The sequence below is a fragment of the Streptomyces sp. NRRL WC-3549 genome, from assembly GCF_000721935.1.
Taxonomy (GTDB): domain Bacteria; phylum Actinomycetota; class Actinomycetes; order Streptomycetales; family Streptomycetaceae; genus Streptomyces.
In genome coordinates this window covers 53,938-57,903 of record NZ_KL585395.1, presented here as the reverse complement: position 1 = coordinate 57,903, position 3,966 = coordinate 53,938, and the positions used below count along the sequence as shown (strand labels likewise).

Sequence of the window (3,966 nt, the reverse complement as noted above, 5' to 3'; positions counted from 1 at the left end):
ACCCGATGGTGCCGCCGTCGGTCTTCGCGTCCCGGCAGTTCACCGCCGTCAACGTCGTCACGTTCTGCGTGTACGCGGCGCTCGGCGGGTTCTTCTTCCTGTCAGCGATCCAGCTCCAGGTCGTCGCCGGCTACTCGGCACTGGGCGCGGGCACCGCCCTGCTGCCCACCACGGTGCTCATGCTGCTCTTCTCCGCCCGGGCCGGGGACCTCGGCCGGCGCATCGGGCCCCGGATCCCGCTGACCGTGGGGCCGCTGGTGGCCGCCGCCGGGATGCTGCTGATGCTACGGGTCGGCGAGGGCGCCTCGTACGGGAGCGACGTGCTGCCCGCCGTCCTGGTGCTGGGCGCCGGCATGGTCGTCCTGGTGGCACCGCTCACCGCGAACGTGCTGGCCGCCGTGGACACCGGGCGGGCCGGGCTCGCCAGCGGGATCAACAACGCGGCGGCCCGGGCCGCGGGGCTGCTCGCGGTGGCCGCACTGCCGCTGCTGGCCGGGATGGGCCCGGAGGCGTACCGGGACGCCGGGGAGTTCGCGGCGACCTTCCGGCGGGCGATGCCGATGTGCGCGGGGCTGCTCGTCGCGGGCTCGGTCATCGCCTGGTCGACCGTACGGGCCCCCGGTGCGCCGAGGCCCCGCCCCACGTGTGCGACGCACTGCGGGGTCTCGGCCCCGCCCTTGGAGCCGGAGCGCGGCCCCAGGCACACTTGAGCCATGTCGATCCACGAGAACCTGCTCGGGGGCCCTCCCCCGACCCACCTGCCCGACGACCCGGAGCCGCGTGAGCTGCTCGCCGCCGGCACGGCGCCCGCCGACGTCGCCGCGAAGTACCCCACGTCCTCCCTGGCGTGGGCACAGCTCGCCGACGAGGCGTTCGAGGGCGGCCGGGTCGTCGAGTCGTACGCGTACGCCCGCACCGGCTACCACCGGGGCCTCGACGCCCTGCGCCGGGCCGGCTGGAAGGGCCACGGCCCCGTCCCGTTCGAACACGAGCCGAACCGCGGCTTCCTGCGGGCCCTGCACGCCCTCGCCCGCGCCGCCCAGGCCATCGGCGAGCAGGAGGAGTACGAGCGCTGCTCGACGTTCCTGCGCGACTCCTCGCAGACGGCCGCCGACACCCTCGGCTGACCCCCGCGACTCCCTGACCCGGGCCCCGCAGGCGCCGTCTGCGGGGCCCGAGGCGTGCGCGGGCGCCCGGGTCTAGGATGCCGACAGGGGACCGGAGCTCCACCACCTCACAGGAAGGGGCGGACCGCTACCCGGAAGCTTGTGTCGAGGAGACAGCGATGTCGACGTTTCACCCCGACCCCGAAGCCACCGGTGCGGAGACCCCGCACCTCGACTTCGCGGGAACGACCCCGTACGAGGACTACGTCCAGGCGGACGTCCTGACCCACCTCCAGCACCTGCGCTCGGACGATCCCGGCGAGATGGTCTTCCTGGTCACCACCCAGGTCATGGAGCTGTGGTTCACGGTCATCGTCCATGAGTGGGAGACCGCCGCCCACGCGTTGCGCGAGGACCGCGTCCCCGTCGCCCGCGACGCGCTGAAGCGCTCGCTGCGGGAACTGGAGGCGCTGAACGCCTCCTGGAAACCGCTGGCCGGCCTCACCCCCGCCCAGTTCAACTCCTACCGCGGTTCGCTCGGCGAAGGGTCCGGATTCCAGTCGGCCATGTACCGGCGGATGGAGTTCCTGCTCGGTGACAAGTCCGCGTCCATGCTCGTGCCGCACCGGGGCGCGCCCCGGGTCCACGCCGAGCTGGAGAAGGCACTGCACGAGCCCGGTCTCTACGACGAGACACTCGCCCTGCTCGCCCGGCGCGGGTACGCCGTGCCGCAGTCGGTGCTGGAGCGGGACCTGTCCCGGAAGTACGAGCCGTCCCCCGCCGTCGAGGCCGTGTGGGCGGAGATCTACGCCGACACGGACCAGAACGGCGAGCTGGTACGGCTGGGCGAGGTACTGACCGACGTCGGCGAACTGGTGTGGCGCTGGCGCAACGACCACCTCACCGCGACCCGTCGCGCGATGGGCTCCAAGACCGGCACCGGCGGGTCCGCCGGGGTCGCCTGGCTGGAGAAGCGGGCCACCAAGAGCGTGTTCCCCGAACTGTGGACGGCGCGCAGCCATGTCTGACCTGAAGGAGCGCGCACAGGCGCTCGACACCGCGGACGAACTGGCCCCGCACCGGGAGCTGTTCGCCCTCGACGACACCGTCTACCTCGACGGCAACTCACTGGGCGCACTGCCCCGCCACGTTCCCGACCGCGTGCGTGACGTCCTCACCCGGCAGTGGGGCGAACTGCGCATCCGCTCCTGGGAGGAGAGCGGCTGGTGGACCGCGCCCGAGCGGATCGGCGACCGGATCGCCCCGCTGGTGGGGGCCGCCCCCGGGCGGGTCGTCGTCGGCGACTCGACCAGCGTGAACGTCTTCAAGGCGGTCGTCGCCGCGACCCGTCTCGCCCCCGGCGGCCGGGACGAGATCGTCCTCGACGCGACGACGTTCCCCAGCGACGGGTACATCGCCGAGTCGGCGGCGCGGATGACGGGTCACCGGCTGGTCGTGGCCGACCCGCTCGACGTGCCGGGTGCGCTCGGTCCGCGTACGGCCCTCGTCCTGCTCAACCACGTCGACTACCGCACCGGCAGGCTCCAGGACCTGCCCGGCCTCACGGCCGCCGCCCACGCGGCCGGTGCCCTTGCGGTGTGGGACCTGTGCCACAGCGCCGGCGCCCTGCCCGTCGGGCTCGACACCCACGGCGTGGACCTGGCGGTCGGCTGCACGTACAAGTACCTGAACGGCGGCCCCGGTTCGCCGGCCTTCCTGTACGTCGCCGAGCGCCACCAGGCGGCCTTCGACTCGCCGCTGCCCGGCTGGACCTCGCACGCCGACCCGTTCGCGATGGACCCGGGCTACACCCCCGCCGAGGGGTCGGTACGCGGCCGGGTCGGCACCCCGGACATCCTCTCCATGCTGGCGCTGGAGGCGTCGCTCGACGTGTGGGAGGGCGTCACGATGGAGGCCGTGCGCACCAAGTCGCTGGCGCTGACGGACTTCTTCCTGGAGTGCGTCGACGCGTACGTCCCCGGGGGCCGGGTCACCTCCGTCACCCCGGCCGCCCACGCGGAGCGCGGCAGCCAGGTCTCGCTGCGGTGCGAGGGCGCGGCCGGGGTGATGGACGCGCTCATCGCGCGCGGGGTGGTCGGCGACCTGCGCCGCCCGGACATCCTGCGCTTCGGCTTCACCCCGCTGTACGTCGGCTTCGCGGACGCGGAGCGGGCGGCGCGGGTCCTTGCGGAGGTGCTGGAGGCATAACGGCCGCGGGGGAGGTGGTCACGCCCCCACGCGCAGGGCCCGGTCGTGCGTTCCCCGTACGGGGGTGCGACCGGGCCCGTGCCCGTCCTGATACCGTCCCCGCAGTCCGGCCCGGTCGGGGCCGCGCGGAGGACGGGTGGAGCAGCATGTCGGAATCTGCCGCGCGTGATCGGGACGCCGCCGAGACCGAGTCGGTGCTCGCGCTGCCCGAGGTCGCCCCGGACCGGTCCGCGGCCTACGGCAGCCACCCCGACCAGGTCGTCGACTTCTTCGCCCCCCGCGCGGGCCGGGACGGGGCGCCGCTCGTCGTGGTCCTGCACGGCGGCGCCTGGCGGGCCCCGTACGACCGGCGCCATGTGTCGCCGTTCGCCGGCTTCCTGGCGCGGCGAGGGTTCGCGGTGGCGAGTGTGGAGTACCGGCGCGGCGGCGAGGAGCCGCGCCGGGACGGGGACGGGCCCGCCGCGGGACGCTGGCCCGACACCTTCGACGACGTGGCCGCCGCGATGGACGCCCTGCCGGAACTGGCCGCACGCGAGCTGCCGCAGGCCGATCTCCGCAGGACCGTGGTCACCGGGCACTCGGCCGGTGGGCAGCTCGCGCTCTGGGCCGCCGCCCGGCACGTGCTCCCCCAGGGATCGCCGTGGCGGCTGCC

The 3,966-nt window shown here is 74.4% G+C and carries 5 protein-coding genes; all 5 read left to right on the top strand.

Annotated features, from left to right (window positions below; translation table 11 throughout):
• Positions 1 to 710: MFS transporter (locus tag IH13_RS0113025; RefSeq protein WP_031084008.1), on the top strand; the 710-nt coding region annotated here is incomplete at its 5' end.
• 3 nt (positions 711 to 713) lie between these two features.
• The gene (locus IH13_RS0113020; protein ID WP_031084007.1) at positions 714 to 1,127 is read left to right on the top strand and encodes a DUF3151 domain-containing protein; all 414 of its coding nucleotides are present in this window, start codon (positions 714 to 716) and stop codon (positions 1,125 to 1,127) included.
• A gap of 158 nt (positions 1,128 to 1,285) precedes the next feature.
• Positions 1,286 to 2,134, top strand: a complete 849-nt coding sequence (locus IH13_RS0113015; protein ID WP_031084006.1) for a tryptophan 2,3-dioxygenase family protein — start codon at positions 1,286 to 1,288, stop codon at positions 2,132 to 2,134.
• Positions 2,127 to 3,314 (top strand): kynureninase, encoded by a 1,188-nt coding sequence (kynU, locus tag IH13_RS0113010; RefSeq protein ID WP_031084005.1) that lies wholly within the window; start codon positions 2,127 to 2,129, stop codon positions 3,312 to 3,314. Before IH13_RS0113015 ends, kynU begins: the two co-directional genes overlap by 8 nt.
• Before the next feature lie 146 nt (positions 3,315 to 3,460).
• The coding region (locus tag IH13_RS0113005) for an alpha/beta hydrolase (protein ID WP_031084003.1) at positions 3,461 to 3,966 on the top strand (506 nt) is incomplete at its 3' end.

Bases quoted from the DNA above. Each gene is read 5' to 3' on its own strand.
- IH13_RS0113020 (WP_031084007.1), top strand. From the start codon at position 714: ATGTCGATCCACGAGAACCTGCTCGGGGGCCCTCCCCCGACCCACCTG.
- IH13_RS0113015 (WP_031084006.1), top strand. From the start codon at position 1,286: ATGTCGACGTTTCACCCCGACCCCGAAGCCACCGGTGCGGAGACCCCG.
- kynU (WP_031084005.1), top strand. From the start codon at position 2,127: ATGTCTGACCTGAAGGAGCGCGCACAGGCGCTCGACACCGCGGACGAA.